At 72.5% G+C, this 17,525-nt stretch carries 13 protein-coding genes; 9 read left to right on the forward strand and 4 right to left on the reverse strand.

Features of this window, described 5'->3' with window-relative positions:
- Nucleotides 1–181: 181 nt before the first annotated feature.
- The gene (locus AB1460_RS30245) at nucleotides 182–2,122 is read left to right on the forward strand and encodes a heavy metal translocating P-type ATPase (protein WP_420497416.1); all 1,941 of its coding nucleotides are present in this window, start codon (nucleotides 182–184) and stop codon (nucleotides 2,120–2,122) included.
- Between the two features lie 153 nt (nucleotides 2,123–2,275).
- Complete coding sequence (locus tag AB1460_RS30250; protein WP_368965496.1) at nucleotides 2,276–2,674, forward strand: nuclear transport factor 2 family protein; 399 nt, start codon at nucleotides 2,276–2,278, stop codon at nucleotides 2,672–2,674.
- A 114-nt stretch (nucleotides 2,675–2,788) separates the two neighbouring features.
- Here the strand turns inward: AB1460_RS30250 and AB1460_RS30255 are convergent, their stop codons facing one another.
- Nucleotides 2,789–2,995, reverse strand: coding sequence for an RNA-binding S4 domain-containing protein (locus AB1460_RS30255; protein WP_026311020.1), 207 nt, complete (start codon nucleotides 2,993–2,995; stop codon nucleotides 2,789–2,791).
- 150 nt (nucleotides 2,996–3,145) lie between these two features.
- Here AB1460_RS30255 and AB1460_RS30260 point away from each other — a divergent pair, with 150 nt between their 5' ends.
- Nucleotides 3,146–3,844, forward strand: coding sequence for a DedA family protein (locus AB1460_RS30260; protein WP_368965497.1), 699 nt, complete (start codon nucleotides 3,146–3,148; stop codon nucleotides 3,842–3,844).
- 10 nt (nucleotides 3,845–3,854) lie between these two features.
- On the opposite strand, the gene AB1460_RS30265 is transcribed toward AB1460_RS30260, so the two are convergent.
- Complete coding sequence (locus tag AB1460_RS30265; protein ID WP_368965498.1) at nucleotides 3,855–4,346, reverse strand: toll/interleukin-1 receptor domain-containing protein; 492 nt, start codon at nucleotides 4,344–4,346, stop codon at nucleotides 3,855–3,857.
- A 262-nt stretch (nucleotides 4,347–4,608) separates the two neighbouring features.
- Between AB1460_RS30265 and AB1460_RS30270 the strand changes: the two genes are divergently transcribed.
- The 3 genes from AB1460_RS30270 to AB1460_RS30280 all read left to right on the forward strand — a co-directional run bounded on the left by AB1460_RS30270 (nucleotide 4,609) and on the right by AB1460_RS30280 (nucleotide 11,660).
- Entirely contained in the window at nucleotides 4,609–5,538 is a 930-nt protein-coding gene (locus tag AB1460_RS30270) for a zinc-dependent alcohol dehydrogenase (protein WP_368965499.1), read from the forward strand.
- Between the two features lie 92 nt (nucleotides 5,539–5,630).
- Nucleotides 5,631–10,673 (forward strand): diguanylate cyclase, encoded by a 5,043-nt coding sequence (locus AB1460_RS30275; protein WP_368965507.1) that lies wholly within the window; start codon nucleotides 5,631–5,633, stop codon nucleotides 10,671–10,673.
- A gap of 63 nt (nucleotides 10,674–10,736) precedes the next feature.
- A complete protein-coding gene (locus tag AB1460_RS30280) occupies nucleotides 10,737–11,660 on the forward strand; it encodes a TIGR03564 family F420-dependent LLM class oxidoreductase (RefSeq protein WP_368965500.1) in 924 nt (307 codons plus the stop codon).
- Nucleotides 11,661–11,702: 42 nt separating this feature from the next.
- Here the strand turns inward: AB1460_RS30280 and AB1460_RS30285 are convergent, their stop codons facing one another.
- Nucleotides 11,703–13,331, reverse strand: coding sequence for a high frequency lysogenization protein HflD (locus tag AB1460_RS30285; protein ID WP_368965501.1), 1,629 nt, complete (start codon nucleotides 13,329–13,331; stop codon nucleotides 11,703–11,705).
- A complete protein-coding gene (locus AB1460_RS30290; protein ID WP_368965502.1) occupies nucleotides 13,328–14,734 on the reverse strand; it encodes a tetratricopeptide repeat protein in 1,407 nt (468 codons plus the stop codon). Before AB1460_RS30290 ends, AB1460_RS30285 begins: the two co-directional genes overlap by 4 nt.
- 190 nt (nucleotides 14,735–14,924) lie before the next feature.
- Between AB1460_RS30290 and AB1460_RS30295 the strand changes: the two genes are divergently transcribed.
- The 3 genes from AB1460_RS30295 to AB1460_RS30305 all read left to right on the forward strand — a co-directional run bounded on the left by AB1460_RS30295 (nucleotide 14,925) and on the right by AB1460_RS30305 (nucleotide 17,451).
- On the forward strand, nucleotides 14,925–16,379 hold the full coding sequence (locus tag AB1460_RS30295) for a DUF4331 domain-containing protein (protein ID WP_368965503.1): 1,455 nt from the start codon (nucleotides 14,925–14,927) through the stop codon (nucleotides 16,377–16,379).
- 18 nt (nucleotides 16,380–16,397) lie between these two features.
- Nucleotides 16,398–16,802 (forward strand): hypothetical protein, encoded by a 405-nt coding sequence (locus AB1460_RS30300; RefSeq protein WP_368965504.1) that lies wholly within the window; start codon nucleotides 16,398–16,400, stop codon nucleotides 16,800–16,802.
- Between the two features lie 226 nt (nucleotides 16,803–17,028).
- Complete coding sequence (locus AB1460_RS30305) at nucleotides 17,029–17,451, forward strand: acyltransferase (protein WP_368965505.1); 423 nt, start codon at nucleotides 17,029–17,031, stop codon at nucleotides 17,449–17,451.
- The last annotated feature ends 74 nt before the right edge of the window (nucleotides 17,452–17,525 follow it).

Here is a 17,525-nt window from a genome sequence, read left to right on the forward strand (position 1 = left end):
CCGGCTTCGTGCTGGCCTGGTCCCGGTGGCGCCGCCGCCACCAGGCACGCGCACAAGCCAGCCACTATCGCCGCCAAGCCGCAGCACTCCAACTCAACTGATCACAAAAGTCGGGCTGGAGTACTAGCGCGCCTTTTCGCCTACCTACGTATCTGCGTGCATGCGTATGTACGCTTCCAGCATGGCAGTCTCCGTGGACACCTCCGCTCCCGTCCGGTCGGCTCGGACATCCGCACCGCGCACCGGGATGTGGTCGCTGCCCGAGGTGCGTTCGGCGGCGGCCGCGGCCGCGCTGTTCGCCCTGGGTCTCCTCGCCGACCTGGCCGATGTCTCGGACACGCTGGCCTGGGCGTTCTACCTGGGCTGTTACGTCGCCGGCGGCGCGGAGCCCGGCCTCGCCGGGCTACGTGCGCTGCGGGCGAGGACCCTGGACGTCGACCTGCTGATGGTCGTCGCCGCGCTCGGGGCCGCGGCCGTCGGGCAGGTTCTCGACGGCGCCCTGCTGATCGTGATCTTCGCGACGTCCGGCGCGTTGGAGGCGCTCGCGACGAAGCGTACGGAGGACTCCGTGCGCGGCCTGCTCGATCTCGCCCCCGAGCGCGCCACCCGGCTCGGTGTCACTGGCGAGGAGGTCGTCGCCACCGCCGACCTGAGGGTCGGTGATGTGATCCTGGTGCGGCCCGGTGAACGCATCGGCGGCGATGGAGAGGTCGTCGGGGGAGCGAGTGAGGTCGACCAGGCCACCATCACCGGTGAGCCGCTCCCCGCCGACAAACGGGTCGGAGACCGCGTGTTCGCCGGCACTGTCAACGGCAACGGGGCGCTGCGGGTGCGTGTCACCCGCCCTGCCGGCGACACGCTGATCGCCCGCATCGTCGCCATGGTCGAACGAGCCAGCGCGACCAAGGCCCGAACCCAGCTTTTCGTCGAGAAGGTCGAGCGCCGGTATTCGATCGGCATGGTCGCCGCGACCCTCACGCTGTTTGCCGTACCCCTGCTTCTCGGCGCCGAGCTGCGGCCCACGCTCCTCCGCGCCATGACGTTCATGATTGTCGCCTCGCCCTGCGCGCTGGTGCTCGCGACCATGCCGCCACTGCTTTCCGGGATTGCCACCGCCGGCCGGAACGGCGTTCTGGTCAAATCGACCGTGATGTTGGAGAAGTTCGGCACCGCGACCCACGTCGCGTTCGACAAGACGGGCACGCTCACCGACGGCACCCCCCGGCTCGCCCACATCCACCCTCTCGGGTCCGCCCCGGCTCACGAGGTCCTGGCCTGGGCCGCCGCCGCGGAGGTTCCCTCCGAGCATCCGCTCGCGCGCGCCATCGTCGCCGCCGCCCGGGAGGCTGGGATCCGTCCGCCGACCGCCGAGGAGTTCAGCTCCAGCCCGGGTCGCGGAGTCACCGCGCGAGTGGACGGGCGTCTCGTCGAGATCGGCAGCCCCGCCCGTGTCCCGGCGCCGGACGATCAGCATGACCTCATGTCCACGGCGGTCGCCGAAGCGGAGCACGCCGGTTTCACCGCCGTGCTTGTCCGTGTGGACGGAGCACCCGCCGCCGTTCTCGGACTGGCCGACCAGGTGCGTGCGGGCGCGGCGGACACCGTCACCCGGCTCACCGCGCTGACGGGCAACCGGCCGATCCTGCTCACCGGCGACAATCCGCACGCCGCCGCCCGGCTCGCCGCCGAGGTCGGCATCAGCGACGTGCGTGCCGCCCTCCTCCCCGAGGACAAGGTCACAGCCGTGCGCGAACTCGAGGCCGCCGGCGGCCGCGTCGTGGTCGTCGGCGACGGCGTCAACGACGCGCCCGCCCTGGCTGCCGCGCATGCCGGAATCGCGATGGGCGGGGCCGGTTCCGACCTCGCACTCGACACCGCCGACGCGGTGATCACCCGGGACGAGCTCGCCGCGCTGCCCGCCCTGATCGCGCTGGCCCGCCGCGCCCGCCGGCTGGTGATCGTGAACCTCGGCATCGCGGCGGTCTTCATCGCCGTTCTCGTCGCCTGGGACCTGCTCGGCACGCTGCCGCTCCCGCTCGGCGTCGCCGGGCACGAGGGCTCCACCATCATCGTCGGCCTCAACGGCCTTCGCCTTCTCCGTTCCCAGGCCTGGCGGTGGTAGCGGCCGCGGCCGCTACCACGGGTGACGGTGCCGTCGAACTCCTTGTGCCCGTCGGGCGGCGCGCCTAGCGTAGTGAGCGCCTACTCATCGGCAGGGGGCGGTCGACTGGCGTCAGGCTCGGATGGCCGGCGCCTCTGCGTTCAGGAGACGAGCATGCTCGCGGACGAGATCGTGACGGATTTATGGCGCCACTGGGAGGACGGTTTCAACCAGTACGACGTCGACCTTGTGATGAGGCCCGTCGACCGGGATGTGGTGTTCAGCTCGCCGTTCGTACCGAGAATCACCGGTGACCCCGAGAAGGTGACCATCGAGGGGTTCGACGCCTTCCGCGACTACATCGACGACTCGATGCGCCGTGTTCCCGGTATCCGTTACTCGATCGACTCGTTCTTCGTGAGCACCCAGACGGTTGTGTTCGTGTACACCTGCAGTTTCTCCGACGGTCGGCCCCCGGCGACCGGCGCCGACTCCATCCGCGTCAACAAGGCCGGCCGAATCGTCGAATGGCGCTGCCACTACTCGCGCGTCTTCGTCGACGATCGTCTGTAGAAGCGGCACGCAGCGGGCGCCCGAGCCCCGGGGCAGGCCACCGCCCGACGGATCGCCGGCGGGACGGACCGCCAGGTCGGATGAGCCGCCGGGTCGGACGGCCGCCGGGCGGGATCAGCCGACACGCAGATTCTCGCCCGGCAGCGTGACCTCGTCACCCACCCGCAGCTGGCGGCCCCGCCGCGTTTCGACCTCGCCGTTGACGCGGACGCTTCCGCTGGCCAGAACCGCCTTGACCGCCGCGCCCGCCTCCACGACGTCAGCCAGCTTGAGGAACTGGCCGAGTCGGATGACCTCGTCGCCGATGCTTACTTCGCGCATCTCCCCAGCATGCCGGACTGGACGGGAGGTGCCTTCGCCGGTCGGCCAGCCTCACTTCTCCGCGGCGTTTTCGTGCTCGTTCCGAGGAGAGGGATCTGTGGAGCTCGTCCCGGCCGTGATGAGGCCGGGCTCCCGACCCGGAGGTGACAGGTGAGCCACAGCGTCGCGGTGAGCAGCCAGCTCATGGCCCAGATGGGCGGAGGGGGCGACGCGGGTGGGGGCGGCACCCAGGACGTGTCGACCCTCGGTGGCTTCACCGGATGGGCGGCAGACCTGATGGTCTCGCTGGGTTCTGCCGGCGTCGGCCTCATCACCCTGCTCGAGACGGTGTTCCCCCCGGTGCCGAGCGAGGTCGTGCTGCCACTCGCCGGCTACCTCGTCGGCCGGGACCGGCTCCCCCTGCCGGGCGTCATCATCGCGGCCACCGCCGGTTCCCTGCTCGGCGCGCTCGTCTTCTACGGGCTGGCCGCGAAACTCGGCGCGGACAGCGCACGCCGGGTGGTCGGCCGCATCCCGCTGATGCGGGAGGAGGACGCCGACCGCGCGACGGACTGGTTCCAGCGGCACGGCCGCTTTGCCGTGTTCACCGGACGGCTCGTCCCGGGAGTGCGCAGCCTGGTGTCGCTGCCGGCCGGCGCCACCCGCATGCCACTGCTGTCGTTCTGCCTGTTCACCCTGCTCGGGAGCCTGCTGTGGAACAGCCTGCTCATCGGCGCCGGCCTGCTTCTGTCCAGTCGGTGGCGGGAGGTCGAGAAGTACTCGACGGTCCTCGACGCGGTGGTGATCGGCGCCGTCGTCGTGATGATCGCCGCGGGTGTCGTCCGCAAGGTGCGGGCGACACACCGCTGAAGCCCGGGCCCTACGCCACCGAACCTCCCGCCTTCGGCCCGGGGAACGCCGGCGGCGTGGCAGCCGTGGCCGGCGCCGCACCGGGGAAGATGGCCAGCCGGGGAAGAACCTGGGCACCGACCGCGTACAGCAGTCGTTCCCGCGCCTGCTCCTCGTCCAGGTCGAACAGGTCCACCCAGGTGAGTGTCCGCAGGGCGGCCGGCGGGTCCACCGGCTCGATGCGCACGGGCAGCAGGGTCCTGCGGGCCAGCGCCGCCGTCCACTCGGTGGTGCACCAGTAGGAGTCGAAGTAGGCACCGGAGTAGACCGCCACCGTCCACTGCGCGCCGGCGAGCTGTGCGGTCATCCACTCCACGAAGTTCTGGCCCGGCAGGGAATCCCACACCTGCACCCGGGCGGCGAGACCGGCGCCCTCCAGCACCGAGGCGATCCAGGTCGCCCACGCCTCGTCCTGCGTTGTGTAGGACACGAAGACAAACGGCCCGGTCTCTCCCTGCGTCATCCTCCTGTTCTACGCGACGCCCACCGGTCGGTGATCTTCACGTGATGTCGGCCATCTGTCGACACCCATTGCCTTCTCAAGTCGCAAATATATTATCTTGCCGTGTCGATCGATCCCGGGCAGCCGCGCGGAGACCGAGGTGCGACGGGCCGGCCGCCACCGGCCTGCGTATCGAGCTGGCTCCCCGGTCGGTGCTGCGGGGCATGCGCGCCCGGCTGGCGGCATGGCAGGCGGAGGACGAACCGGCCGGGGAGGCCCACTGATGAAGGCTGTCCGCAACGCCCCGCCCGGCGTCGAGCTGGTCGAGGTGGACGAGCCGGCCGGCGCCGGTGAACTGATCAGAGTGGCGGCGGTCGGCATCTGCGCGTCGGACTTCCTGTATCTGGACTTCGGGAGCACGCAGATCGCCGGCCACGAGATCGCCGGGGTCACGGCCGACGGGACGCCGGTCGCCGTCGAGGCGATCGTCGGCTGCGGGGACTGCGTCCACTGCGACGCCGGGAACTGGCAGTTCTGCGACACACTGCTGGGCAGCGCGCTGGGGATGACGGCGCCCGGCGGGATGGCCGAGTACTTCCGCGCCCCCCGGCGGGCGCTCACCCCGCTGCCCGCCGGCCTCGCGCTGGGCGACGCCTGCCTGGTGGAACCCGGGTCGGTGGCATGGCATGCCGTCCGGCTCGGCGGGGTCGGCCCGGGAAGCCGGGTCGCGGTCGTCGGCGCGGGCGGGATCGGTATCCTCGCCGCCGTGGCGGCGCAGGCGCTGGGCGCGGCGGAGGTCGCCGTGGAGGCACGGCATCCGCATCAGCAGGAGGCCCGCGAGCGTCTCGGGGCGGTGCCGCCCGGCGCGGACTACGACGTGGTGATCGAGACCGGCGGCAGCGAGAGCGCGCTGCACCGCGGCATCGAGCTGGTCCGACGACGCGGGACGGTGGTCTACGCCGGCATCCTCCAGGGCGTCGCGCTGCCGCACTCCGAACTTGCCCTGAAGGAGGTCGCGCTGCGGCCGTCACTCGGGTACAGCGCGCACGGCGACCGGCGCGAGTTCGCGGAGGTGGCGGACATGCTCGCCGCCCGGCCGGAGATCCCCGACATGCTGATCTCCCACCGGTTCCCGATCGACGATGCCCCGGCCGCCTTCGAGACCGCCCGCGACCGCTCGAAGGGGGTCTTCCGCGTTGTCGTCGAGCCCTGACCGCAGACGCCGGTGCGGGTTCGTTGCTTCCCTCATGATTGCGGGCAGGCTAACGATGTGGACTGTTGGCGGTGCGCCACGAGGGCGCGGGCATGGCTGTCGAGCGGATGACCCCGAGCCGAGACCCGCCGATGGCAACGGCGCCACCGGTGGTGCTGCACGCGACGGATCAGACCCGGATCAGCCGGCTGACACTGGGCCGGGCCGGCGAGCGGGGCATCCGGGTGATCCGGAAGGAACCGCTGGGTCCGGACGCGCAGCGGCGGGTGCGCCACGAGACCGAGATCCTCGAGCGGCTGTCGGGAGTCGAGGGTGTCGTGCACCTCGCCACCGCACCGTTCCAGGGCGCGGGCCCGGCGGCGGATGACACCGCCGTGGCGGACGGCGCCGGAGCGGCGGGTGCCGCTGGATCAGTCCTGCTGGCCGATGTCGGCGGCGCGGCGCTCTCCCGCCGGGAGACCCCGCTGGAGCCCGCCGAGCTGATCGACCTCGCCCTCTCGCTGGCGCACGCGGTGGCGGGAATGCACCGCCGGGGGGTGGTGCACCGGGACCTCTGCCCGGAGAACATCGTCGTGAGCGAGGACAGCGGAACGCCCTACCTGATCGACTTCGCGCTGGCGACCAGCTTCTCGGTGGTCCGGCCCGAGTTCGCCCCCCGCGGAGCGGCAGTCGGGACCGTGCCCTACCTGGCCCCGGAACAGACCGGGCGGACCGGCCGCCCGGTCGACCAGCGGGCGGACCTGTACGCGCTGGGAGCCGTCCTGTACGAGCTGGCGACCGGCGCGCCACCGTTCGGCACCGAGGACCCGATCAGGATCATTCACGACCACCTGACCCGGGTGCCGGACGAGCCCGGGACCGTCAATCCGGCCGTGCCCGCCGCACTTTCCGCGATCATCATGCACCTGTTGGAGAAGGAGCCTGACGACCGCTACCAGACCGCCGACGGGCTGGCGTACGACCTCGCGCTGGTACGCCGCGGCGCGACGGTGGTGCACCCCGGCGGGCATGATCATCCGACCCGGCCGCTGGCTCCCTGCCGGCTCTCCGGGCGGGAACGGGAGATCGACGAGCTTGGCGCGGCGTTCACCGAGGCCGCCACCGGGAAGTCCCGCGGGATCCTCGTCGCGGGCGCGCCGGGTGTGGGCAAGACATCCCTGGTCAATGTGCTGCGGCCGATCGTGGCCGCCGCCGGCGGCTGGTTCGTGGCGGGCAAGTTCGACCAGTACCGCCGCGACCAGGAGTTCGACGCGGTCCGACAGGGCCTGCGGGCGCTGGGCCGGCTGCTGTTGGCCGAGCCCGAGCAGGACCTGGTCGAGGTACGGGAGCGGATGCTGCGGGGCTTGGGCCCGAACGCGGGCCTGCTGACCGCCACCGTGCCGGAGTTCGCGGCGCTGCTGAAGGCGCCGCCGGACCCGGGCGATCCGATGACCGCCCAGGCACGACTCTCCCGGACGCCGGTCGAGGTGCTGCGTGCCACGGTCTCCCCGCAGCGGCCGGTGGTGTTCTTCGTGGACGATCTCCAGTGGGCCGGGCGCACCCAGCTCGGCTTCGTCGATCTGCTCTTCGGCGGGGAGGAACAGATCGTGGGGCTGCTGCTGGTCGCCGCCTACCGCGAGAGCGATGTCGACGCCGCGCATCCGCTCACCCCGATGCTCGCCCGCTGGCGTGAGCAGCGGAACGGCCCGCGCCATTTGCGGCTGGGGCCCCTGCCGCCGGCGGGCCAGGCGGCCATGATCGCCGAGATGCTGCACCTGGCACCGGAACCCGCCGCCCAGCTGGCCCGGGCGATCATGCCGTCCACCGGCGGCAATCCGTACGACGTCGTGGAGCTGCTCAACTCGCTGCGGCGGGAGGGCATCCTGACCGCGGGCGCGGACGGCTGGCGATGGGACCGGACGGTGCTGCGCCGCCGGCTCGACCGGCTCGACCGGGGTGAGGTCACCGCGCTGCTGGCCGCCCGGGTGGACGCGCTGCCGCCACAGAGCGCGGAGCTGCTTGCGGTGATGGCCAGCCTGGCGGGCCAGGTGGATCTGGATCTTCTGGCGACCGCGACGGGCCTGGGGCCGGACGAGGTCGAACGGCGGCTCGCCCCCGCGTTCGGCGAGGGCCTGCTGGTGCTGCAGTGCGACGGCCGGCCCGGCGTGCGGTTCAACCACGACCGGACGCGCGAGACCGTGCTGGGCGGTCGCCCGGCGCAGGAACAGCGCGTACGGTACCTGCGGCTGGCGCGGCGGCTGGCCGACCGGCCGGAGTTCTTCGCGGTCGCCGCCGAGCAGTACCTGCACGTGGTGGACCTCGTGCGCAGCACCGGCGAGCGGCGGACGGCGGTCGCGCTCTTCCGCCGGGCGGCCGAGGAAGCGAGGGTGCTGAGCAGTCATCCGCTGATGGAGCGGTTACTGAGCGCGGCGCTTCGGCTCGTCGACCCGACCGACACCGACCTGCTGATCGCCGTCCACACCGACCGGCACGCGGCCCTGTACTGCCTCGGCCGGCTGGGCGACGCGGACGACACCTACCGGGCCATCGGCCGGCTGTGCACCGCTGCGGCCCAGTGCACCTCCGCGACCACGGTGCAGGTCATCAGCCTCACCAACCGGGGGCGTGCCGACGAGGCGATGCGGCTCGGCCTCGGCCAGCTGCGGCGCCTCGGCATCTCCGTTCCGGCCGGGAACGCGCTGGACGCCGCGATCGACCACGGCCTCGACGACGTCCGTCGGTGGATCGACACCACCAGCGAGTCGGATGATCTGCGCAAGCCCGAGATCACCGACCAGTCCCGCCTGCGCACCCTCCGGCTCGTCAACCGGGTCATGGTCGCGGCCTTCTTCTGCGACCACACGATGATGGCCTGGCTGGCCATCAGGGCTCTGCAGATGTGGGAACACTACGGCCCGGATCGCACGCTGGTCGGCCCGGCAAGCCACATCCCGATCGTCACCATCGTCCGCAGAGGGGACTACCACACCGGGCCGAGCATTCTGCGGCGCATTCTCGCGGTTGCCCGGGCTCGCGGCTATGAGCCCGACGTCTGGCAGGCCCTCTTCATCTACGTGATCACCTGCGGTCACTGGTTCAGCTCGCTGGAGGACAACCTCCCCGAGTGCCGGCGCGCTCTGGAGGGTCTCCTACTGGGCGGTGACCTGCAGAACGCGTGCTGGGCCCACTACGCACTGGTGTGCGACCTGCTGGACTGCGCGCCGACGCTCGACGTCTTCGCCACGGCGGTCGACGAGGCGCTCGCGTTCGCCGCGCGCACCGGCAACGGGCACGCGGAGGCGACGTTCCGATCCTTCCGCCGGATGGTGCTGGTGCTGCGGGGAGAGCCCGTCGAGCCGACCGGCGACGAGGCGGCCGAGCTGAACGTGCTGGCTGCCGACCCGTTCTCCCTCGCCAATCTGCGTGTCGCCCGGGCGCTCACGGCGACGGTCCTCGACCATCCGGCCGACGCCGCGCGGCACGCCGCGGCCGTGATGACCTGCGTGGCCGCGATCGGGTCGAACTACTCCCTGGCAGTGGCGCGGGTGCTGCTTGCGCTGACGCTGGCGGCACGGGTGCGCACCGCGGGGGCGGGCCAGCGCGGCGCCCTGCTGGCCGAGCTGGACGAGCTGATCGAGTGGCTGGCCTCGCGCGCCGCCGACGCGCCGGACAACTTCCTGCATCTGCTGCGGATGGTGGAGGCGGAGCGGGCGTGGGCCGTCGGGGACTTCCGCGAGGCGGCGTACACGTTCGACGTGGCGCTGCGTGAGACGTCCGCCCGGACCCGCCCGTGGCACCGGGCGCTCGCCCTGGAACGGGCCGCCCGCTTCTACCTGGCACACGCCATGGAGGAAGCCGGCCACATCCTGCTGCGCGCCGCCCGCGACCAGTACCTGGCCTGGGGCGCGACGGCGAAGGTCAGCCAGCTCGACTGGGCCTACCCGGCGCTGCGGACGGCCGTCACCGTGACCGCCGCGCCGCCACTGACCATGCACTCGCGGACGGAGCGGCCCGGACACCGCTCGACGGTGGCGGCCGGCACCGTCGACCTGCTCGCCGTCGTCGCGGCGGCCCAGGCACTCAGCTCGGAGACCAGCGTGGACGGCCTCCAGACAAAGGTCGCCGGAATCCTCTCCGAGATGACCGGCGCCACCAGCGTCCACCTCCTGCTGCGAGAAAGGGAGCGGGACGGATGGCTGGTGCCGACCGGCGCCGGCGGCACCCGCACGCTCCGTGAGATCGGCCGTCAGCGCCTGCTGCCGCTGTCGGTCATCCGCTACGCCACCCGCACCCGCGAACCCGTCATCACCGCCAACGCCACCCGGGACGACCGCTTCCAACGCGACCCCTACTTCGCCGGGCTCGACCGCTGCTCGCTGCTCGCCGTCCCGGTCATGATCCGGGGCAGTCTGCGGGCGATGCTCCTGCTGGAGAACCGGATGATCCGCGGCGCGTTCTCCACCGAACGCCTCGAGGGCGTCCTGATCATCGCGGGGCAGCTCGCGGTCTCGCTCGACAACGCCCTGATCTACGTGTCGCTGGAACGGAAGGTCGCCGAGCGCACCAGGCAGCTGGCCGCGTCGAACAGGCAGCTCGCCGCGGCGAACCAGCAGCTCGAACAGCTCTCGATCACCGACCCGCTCACCCGGCTGGCCAACCGGCGGCGCCTCGAGGAGGTACTGGCCATCGAGTGGGAACGGGCCCGGCAGCATGCCGCACCGATCGCGCTGGCGATGATCGACATCGACCATTTCAAGCGTTACAACGACCACTTCGGGCACGCCGCCGGTGACCGGTGCCTGCAACGGGTCGCCACCTGCATCGCCGGGAACGTCGGCGACACGCTGCTCGCCGCGCGCTACGGGGGCGAGGAGTTCACCGTCGTGATGCCCGACACCGACCTGGCCGCCGGCGCCCGGATCTCCCGGCGGCTCTGCCGTGCCGTCGAGGACCTGGCCGAGCCCCACCCGCTGACAGCCGAGCGCATCATCACCGTCAGCATCGGCGTCACCGCGGCGATCCCCACAGCCGGCGAGGGCGCGGCGACGGGCGACGCCCTGGCGGCCTTCGTCCGGAGCGCGGACATCGCGTTGTACCGGGCGAAGAACGGCGGACGTAACCAGGTGGAGACGATGGAGACGGCGAGCTCTCTCTGAGAACATGATTCTCGTACGGTCACGCGCTTGGGAAATGCTCTGCTCGGCCTCAGGGAGGCAGCCGTGCGCATCGGTCTGACCGGCGGCGCCCCGACGCCCGACAAGATCGTCAAACAGGCCAGGCAGGCCGAGAAGGACGGCTTCCACGCACTCTGGTACGCCAGCCTCGTCACCGGTGACCCGCTGGTCGCGATGGCGCTCGCCGGGCGGGAGACCACCGGCATCGAGCTCGGGACGGCCGTCCTGCAGACCTACCCCTGCCACCCGCTGCTGCAGGCGAACCGGGTCTCCTCGGTCACCGCGGCCATGGGCCGGCCCGGCTTCACACTGGGCATCGGGCCGTCCCACGAGTCGCTGGTACGTGACGCGTACGGGATGTCCTACGACCACCCGGGGCGTAGCACCGAGGAGTACCTGACGATCCTCGGGCCGCTCCTGCGCGGCGAGGACGTCGACTTCCAGGGGCAGGACTGGTCGGCCCGCAGCGCCGGCAGGGTAGCGCCGCCCGCCCACCCGGTGCCGGTTCTGCTCGCCGCGCTGTCACCGCGCCTGCTGCGCATCGCCGGCCAGCTCGCCGACGGCGTCGTCCTGTGGATGGCCCCGCCCCGGGCGATCGAGACCCACGTGGCACCGCGGTTGCACACCGCCGCCTCGGCCGCGGGTCGGCCGGCACCGCGCATCGTCGCCGGGCTGCCGGTGGCCGTCCACGACGACGAGGCCGAGGCCCGGGCAGCCACGGCGGTGACCGCCACCGGGTACGCGGGGATGGCGAACTACCAGCGCATCCTCGCCCTCGGCGGCGCCGACACCCCCAGCGAGGCGGCGATCGTCGGAGCCGAGGGATCCGTCCGCGCGCAGCTGCGGGGCCTGCTCGACGCGGGTGCCACCGACATCTGGGCGAACATCGTGCCGGTCGGCGGCACCCGCGAGGCCCGCCTCGACTCGGTGCGCCGTACCACCAGCCTGCTGCAGGAGCTGCTCGACTGACGCCGGCACCCGGCACCTGTGGCTGCGGGCCGCGGCAGCGCCTCAGATCACGACCTGGCTGCCGGCCCGCAGCGCCACGACGGCGCCGACGAGCACGACCAGGGCAGCCGTCGCCACCGGCGTCCAGCGCAGGCCCGCGGAGAACCCCGGCACGAGCGTCGAGGCGCGCTGGAGCAGCGGAAGGAGGGTGCGGTCGAGCAGGAACCCGACGCCGACGAGTGTCGCCGCCATACCCACGCCATAGGCGAGAACCAGCAGGACGCCGAACCACGCCCGTCCCAGCGCGACCGCTCCCAACAGCACGACGACGGCCGACGGCGTCGGCACCATCCCGCCGACGAGCCCCGTCGCGAGCAGGCTGCGCAACCCTGGCTGGTCCCCGACGGACGGATGCACGTGCCAGCGCCCGCCGTGCGTGTGACCGTGCTCGCGCAGATGACCACGCTCGTGCGTGCGACCGTGCTCGTGGGTGTGACTGTGCTGGTGCGCATGGCCCTGCTGGTGGGCATGGTCGTGCTGGTGCGCATGTGCGTGTGCGTGGTCATGGTCGTGTGAAGGGTCGTGGCTGTGCTCTTCGTGGACGTGGCCCACGGTCAGCAGGTGGCGGTACGGCGACACGGTCAGCCTTGCCCGGAGAAGGCTGGCCCCGAGGCCGACCATCAGCAGTCCGCTTGCGACACCCAGCCACGGATAGATCTTCTCCGGGGCGAAGCCGCTCGATGCCGACAGCACGACCGCGAGGACCAGAACACCGAGGGTGTGGGTGAGGGTGACCGCTCCGGCGGTGGCGGCGAGCTGCCGCCCCGTCGCCGAGCCGCCGACGATCCGGGCCGCCATCACCGTCTTGCCATGCCCCGGGGCGAAGGCGTGCGCCGTCCCCAGCACGACTGCGGCGAGCAGGGCGAACACCCCCAGGCCGAGCGAGAGCGAGTCCCGTTCGGCCAGTCCGCCCACCCAACCGGCGAGGCCGCCAGGCTCCTGCCGGGTGCCACCTGATCCACCGTCACCAGGTGTTCCGCTGCCGACAGCGCCCGCCGGCGGCAGGGGCTCGGCCGCGGCGGGCCCGCCCGGGCGCACGGTCAGCGTCGCGCGGGTGACATCGGAACCACTGCCCAGGGGATCCTCGGGGTACCGGGTCAGCAGGTCCGTCGACGAGCTGGACGGGACGTCCGAGGAGACCACCGTCGTGCCGTCCCCGACCGCGACCGTCTCGCGCCAGCCGACCCGGTCGGCGTACGCGGCCAGCGAGTACCGAATCGTCGTCGTGCCCGCCGCGGCGGTTCCAGCGGCCGCGGCCGAGTAACGACAGACCAGCCGCATCGTCGCCAGCCCACCGTCGCCCGGTGGGAACGACAGCGAGCTGGCGGTCAGGACGAGCGGGTGGACCCGGCCGTCGACCGTCAGCGTCGCCTGACCGGCCGTGCGGGCACACTCCGCCTCCCGCCAGCGGGCGGCTCCCTGCGCCTCGACGTCCGGCCGGACCTGCGCGGCCGGTATCTCGGCGAAGTCGGCGACGACATCGACGAGCACCTCCTCGGCGCCTACCCGCAGCACGCTGGCGCTGTTGACGGTGAAACTCCCGAGGGGATGCGCCGACGCCGACCCGCCCGCCGCCAGGACGAACAGGGCCACCGTCACGGCCAGGGCGGCCACTCGGCGCAGCGTGGTCAACGCGCACCCGCGTCAGGGGACGTGAGGGACTCGAGAAGGGCCTGGGCCCGGGGCGCGTGCAACGGCGAGAAGTGCGGGTCGGTGTCCAGCGCCGCCCGCAGGTCCGCGACCGCCGCATCGGTCTGGCCGAGCGCGGCGTGCACGACACCGCGGTGGTAGGAGAACAGCGCTCGGCGGGTGCCGAGGCCGAGCGCCGACCGGGCCGACGCCAGCGCCTCGTCATCCCGGCCGAGCTGGTGCAGCACCCAGCCGCGGGCGTCGTCCACGAAGACCCCGGCCCGGTGCGGTTCGTCGCCCGGCGCCGGGGACAGCGCTGCCAGCGCGGCGGCGGGGTCGCCGTGATCGGCCTCGAACAGCGCCAGCTCGACGTCGACCTCGACGCCCTGCGCGCGCATCAGCGCCGCGGTGGAGCGCACCAGGGAGTACTGCCGCGCAGCCTCCCCGGGCCGGCCCAGGGCCTCGAGCAGCTCTCCGTACTCGGCGACGATCCACGGCTGCGGGCTCCGCGTGGCCGCGACGGCGTAGTCCGCCAGGGCGGCCTCGTTCTCGCCCCGGGCGGCGGCCACACGGGCGCGACCGACAAGCAGCGACACCGACGACGGGTCACGTGCCTGCCCGCGCCGGTAGGCCTCGTCCGCACCGGCGAGGTCGCCCGAGTGCCGTGCCAGTTCACCGAGATGGAAGTAGGCGAACGCGGCGTCGGCTGCCGACGTCGCGTCGTCGGCCACCCGTCGCAGCATCGCGGCAGCCTGGTCGCTCTCACCGCGCAGTTCGAACGCGTAGGCGACCCGGGCCAGTGACGCGACATCGGGACGCAGGTCGACCCCGGTCTGCGCCGCCTGCCACGCTTCGGGATAGCGCCCGAGCTCGACGAGCGCGTCGAAGCGCACCCCGTGCGCGGTCGCGTTGAAGGGGTTGACGGCGATCGCGGCGTCCGCGGCGCGCAGCGCACCGGGAAAGTCGTGACGTGCGGCGGCCAGAGCCGCCTGGCCGGCGAGAGCGGGGTCGTTCGCCGCGGGGCGCAGTTCCAGCGAGCGGGCGAACGCCCTGTCCGCGCGGGGGTAGGACGTCGGATCACCGGTCACTCGGGCCTGCTCCACAGAGGCGAGGCCAAGCTCGGCCCAGGCCGACCAGTCGCCCGGCACGCGGTCAAGCCGGTCACGCAGACCCGCGACGGGCGCGGCCGCCGCCCTGCCCGCCGAGGACCACGCCTCGTCCACGGCCGCCGCCGCTCCCGCCGCTCCCGCCGGTGCCTGCGCCGATGCGGTGCCGCGGCCGGAGCTCGCCGCGCCCACCAGGCCGGCCGCGCCCATCAGCCCGACCGCGCCCACCAGGCCGGCCACACAGAGCAGGCCGACGAGCACCCGCCCCCGACTCACCGGGCTGCCCTGTCGCCGCTTCATGCGTGCCCTCCCCGCATCCGTTCCGCTGGTCGTTCGCCAGCGATTCGGATCCGTGGCGGTCACGGACCGCACCTGAGCCCTACGAGTTGTGTCCGGCAGCCGACACGATCCGTGCACCCTCTGGCGCCGAACCAGGGGCGTTCACCGGACGGGCGCATCGGTCCGGTCCGTCGATCCCTGAGGGAGAACCATGAGCCGACTGACATCTGCCCGCGGCGGGGTGCCTGGCCGCCGACGGCGGGGACGGCCACCCCGGCGGCGTGCCCTGGCGGGCGCGACCGCCCTGCTCGTCGGCGCGACGGGTGCCGCACTGACCCTGGCACCGACGGCCGCCAGCGCGTCGAGCCATCGGGAGGCTCCGCTGATCAGCAGCGACCCGACGGTCGACAACACCGACACCTACGCCTTTGTCAGCCCGGACGACCCGGATTCGGTGACGCTCGTCGCCAACTGGCTGCCCTTCCAGGAACCTGCCGGCGGACCGAACTTCTACCCGTTCGCGAACGACGCCCAGTACGACATCAACGTCGACAGCAACGGCGACGCGAAGCCCGACGTCACCTACCGCTGGACGTTCGCCAGCAGCTACCAGAACCCGAACACGTTCCTGTACAACACCGGGCCGGTCACCTCGCTCGATGACCCGGACCTGAACTTCCGCCAGACCTACCGGCTGGAGCGGGTAGCCGGTGGCCGGACCACCGTGCTGGCCGACAAGGTGCCGGTCGCGCCCTCGTTCGTGGGCGACGCGTCCATGCCGGACTATCTGGCGCTGCGCACCGCGTCCCTGAAGGAGCTGCCCGGCGGCACCAGGACGTTCGCCGGCCAGGCCGACGACCCGTTCTTCCTCGACCTGCGGGTGTTCGACCTGCTCTACGGTGGCGACCTCTCCGAGGTCGGCCAGGACAGCCTCGCCGGGTTCAACGTCAACTCGATCGTGCTGCAGGTCCCGAAGACCGAGCTGGCGCTGCGGGGCGACCCGGCGCGCAACCCGGTGATCGGGGTGTGGAGCAGCACCCAGCGGCGCAGCGCCTCGATCTACGGGCCGACCGACGGGTCCGGCCTGCGGATGTCCTTCGGTAACTGGTCGCAGGTCTCGCGCCTCGGCTCGCCGCTCGTCAACGAGGTGGTCGTGCCGGTCGGGCAGAAGGACCGGTTCAACGCCTCCACCCCAGCCCGGGACGCCCAGTTCCTGGACTTCGTCACCGACCCCGAGCTGCCGAAGCTGATCGAGGCGATCTACAAGATCCCCGCGCCGGCGACCCCCCGCAAGGACCTGGTCGCGGTGTACCTGACCGGTGCGAGCAAGAACAACCTCGGTGTCGACCTGAACGCCCACGCGCTCAACGCCGACGTCGACGCCACGAAGATCGCGCCCTCCGAGCAGCTGCGGCTGAACATGTCGATCCCGCCGACGGCGGAACCGCACCGGCTCGGCGTCCTCGGGGGCGACACCGGTGGGTTCCCGAACGGGCGGCGGCTCGGTGACGATGTCGTCGACATCTCGCTGCAGGCTGTCGAAGGCGCCCTGCTGCCCAACCCGCCCGCGGCCGTGACCGGCCTCGGCGACGGTGTGGACGGGCCCGACGTGCGGTTCCGCGGCTGGTTCCCGTATGTCGGTCTGCCCACCTCGGGCTCGAGCTGACAGGCAGGGTGGTCGGCCATGACCAGACTTCTGCGTGCCGCCTCGGCCGCCCTGGCAGCCGCCGTCATCGTCAGTGCGGCGGCGGCCTGCGGCGGGGACGGCCCGCCGTCACTGCCCGACGCCGGCTCGTTCGCTCCCGGCGTGTGCCAGACGCTGGCCCCGGACCTGATCGAGACCCTGCGGCTGGCCGACGCTGACGCCGATGCACCGGCCGAGATCAAGGCACTCGCCCGTGACCTCACCCCGCCCCAGGAGAAGCTCTACGGCCGGATCGGTGCCGCCGGGGAGTACGCCGGCGACCTCGAGCGGGTCACCACGGCGGTCGGCTTCCTCCGCCTGCGCATCGATGCCGGGACCTACGACCCCGCTCTCCGGACGGAGGTGACGACCACCGCCCGGGCGCTGGTGGACCGCTGCACCTGACCGTAGGGACCTCGGTGCGAGAACGGACTCACGGAGTGCCGCCGCGGTAGCGGTTACCGCGGCGGCACGTCGGCCGTGGGGACGGGCCACTCCCCGTTCACATCCGCCATGGGGAGCTCCACAGCGGGCGGCAACTGCGCCCTGGGCCAGAACGCCCTTCGTCGGTGCCAACGTCCGCATCGGCGACAAGGCGCGGATCCAGAACAACGTCTCGGTCTGTGACGGCGTGACGCTGGAGGACGGGGTCTTCTGCGGGCCCTCGGTTGTCTTCACGAACGTCCTGACGCCGCGCGCCACGATCGACCGCCGCGGCGCGTTCAACTCGACCCTGATCAGGGAGAACACCGCGCTCGGCGCCAACAGCACGATCGTGTGCGGGATCACCGTCGGCCGCTCGGCCTTCGTCGGTGCCGGCGCCGTCCTCACCCGGGACGTGCCTGACCACGGCCTCGTCCTCGGTGTGCCGGCGGGGGTGGTCAGCTGGGTGCGACTGCGGAGCTCGGCTGGATCTTCCGGGGGACGGGCGCTGTGCCGTCGGGTGCCAGGCCTGCGGATCCCGGTTCGTGCCACTGGGAGAAGGCCTCACCCGCGCACTGCCCGGCCAGCGGACGGGAACGGACACCGGCTCGCTTCCGCTCCAGGAGAGTGACCGGGGCTGAGCCGGGTCAGGGCTGGCGGGACGTCGCTGTAGAAATTCATACGCTCCCGAGCGCCGTATCGTGT

Origin of the sequence: Parafrankia sp. FMc2, from assembly GCF_041008525.1 — a bacterium.
Taxonomy (GTDB): Bacteria; Actinomycetota; Actinomycetes; order Frankiales; family Frankiaceae; genus Parafrankia.

What these genes read in the sequence shown, in the direction of transcription:
- AB1460_RS30245 (WP_420497416.1), top strand. Translation starts at nt 182, where the DNA reads ATGGCAGTCTCCGTGGACACCTCCGCTCCCGTCCGGTCGGCTCGGACA.
- AB1460_RS30250 (WP_368965496.1), top strand. Translation starts at nt 2,276, where the DNA reads ATGCTCGCGGACGAGATCGTGACGGATTTATGGCGCCACTGGGAGGAC.
- AB1460_RS30255 (WP_026311020.1), bottom strand. Translation starts at nt 2,995, where the DNA reads ATGCGCGAAGTAAGCATCGGCGACGAGGTCATCCGACTCGGCCAGTTC.
- AB1460_RS30265 (WP_368965498.1), bottom strand. Translation starts at nt 4,346, where the DNA reads ATGACGCAGGGAGAGACCGGGCCGTTTGTCTTCGTGTCCTACACAACG.
- AB1460_RS30270 (WP_368965499.1), top strand. Translation starts at nt 4,609, where the DNA reads ATGAAGGCTGTCCGCAACGCCCCGCCCGGCGTCGAGCTGGTCGAGGTG.
- AB1460_RS30275 (WP_368965507.1), top strand. Translation starts at nt 5,631, where the DNA reads ATGGCTGTCGAGCGGATGACCCCGAGCCGAGACCCGCCGATGGCAACG.
- AB1460_RS30290 (WP_368965502.1), bottom strand. Translation starts at nt 14,734, where the DNA reads ATGAAGCGGCGACAGGGCAGCCCGGTGAGTCGGGGGCGGGTGCTCGTC.
- AB1460_RS30295 (WP_368965503.1), top strand. Translation starts at nt 14,925, where the DNA reads ATGAGCCGACTGACATCTGCCCGCGGCGGGGTGCCTGGCCGCCGACGG.
- AB1460_RS30300 (WP_368965504.1), top strand. Translation starts at nt 16,398, where the DNA reads ATGACCAGACTTCTGCGTGCCGCCTCGGCCGCCCTGGCAGCCGCCGTC.